The following is a 1,246-nucleotide window of genomic DNA, read 5'->3' as shown; positions in this document are numbered from 1 at the left end:
GGGTAATAGGCACAGGCTATCTTATTGATAGTTTATATTCATGTAATTGATTGATTCCTATCAAAAAGCGTATCTCCCTGTTTTTTATGATGGCTTTGTCTCGCAGAGACGTTTGCAGCATTCTGGAAAATTTTCTGGGTCACAATAACTCACCACCGTGAGGGAAGAATAATGAAAATGGTCTCACGTATTACCGCGATCGGCCTGGCTGGCGTCGCGATTTGCTATTTAGGGTTATCTGGTTATGTGTGGTACCACGATAATAAACGCAGTAAACAGGCCGATGTTCAGGCATCTGCTGTCAGTGAAAATAATAAGGTTTTAGGCTTTCTCCGCGAAAAAGGATGCGACTATTGCCACACGCCTTCGGCAGAATTACCCGCCTATTATTATATTCCTGGCGCGAAACAGTTGATGGATTACGACATTAAGCTTGGATATAAATCTTTTAACCTCGAGGCCGTGCGTGCGGCACTGCTGGCTGATAAACCCGTTTCGCAAAGCGATCTGAATAAGATTGAATGGGTGATGCAGTATGAAACTATGCCACCAACGCGTTATACCGCGCTACACTGGGCGGGTAAGGTGAGTGATGAAGAGCGGGCGGAAATACTGGCCTGGATTGCAAAACAGCGCGCGGAATATTACGCCAGCAATGATACTGCTCCGGAGCATCGCAATGAACCGGTGCAGCCCATCCCGCAAAAACTGCCTACCGATGCGCAAAAAGTGGCGTTGGGCTTTGCGCTGTATCACGATCCCCGTTTATCGGCTGATAGCACCATTTCATGCGCTCATTGCCATGCGTTGAATGCGGGGGGCGTCGATGGCAGAAAAACATCGATTGGTGTTGGTGGCGCAGTTGGGCCGATTAACGCGCCGACGGTATTTAACTCAGTATTTAACGTTGAGCAGTTCTGGGATGGTCGTGCGGCAACATTGCAGGATCAGGCAGGTGGACCGCCGTTGAACCCGATTGAAATGGCGTCGAAATCCTGGGACGAAATTATTGCTAAGCTGGAAAAAGATCCGCAGCTTAAAGCGCAGTTCCTCGAAGTTTATCCGCAAGGTTTCAGTGGCGAAAATATTACTGATGCCATTGCTGAATTTGAGAAAACATTAATTACGCCGGATTCCCCATTTGATAAATGGTTGCGTGGAGATGAAAATGCGCTGACGGCGCAACAGAAAAAAGGCTATCAATTATTTAAAGATAATAAATGTGCAACTTGTCATGGTGGTATTA

Annotated in this window: 1 protein-coding gene; it reads left to right on the top strand. The window is 46.8% G+C overall.

The window, feature by feature from the left end; translation table 11 throughout:
- Positions 1 to 171 precede the first annotated feature (171 nt).
- Positions 172 to 1,246, top strand: a 1,075-nt coding sequence (ccp, locus tag E0D98_RS24445; RefSeq protein ID WP_096170599.1) for a cytochrome c peroxidase, incomplete at its 3' end; no start/stop codon positions are given.

Source organism: Escherichia sp. KCJ4928, from assembly GCF_004352695.1.
Lineage (GTDB): Bacteria > Pseudomonadota > Gammaproteobacteria > Enterobacterales > Enterobacteriaceae > ECMA0423.
This window is presented reverse-complemented; position numbering and strand designations above follow the sequence as displayed.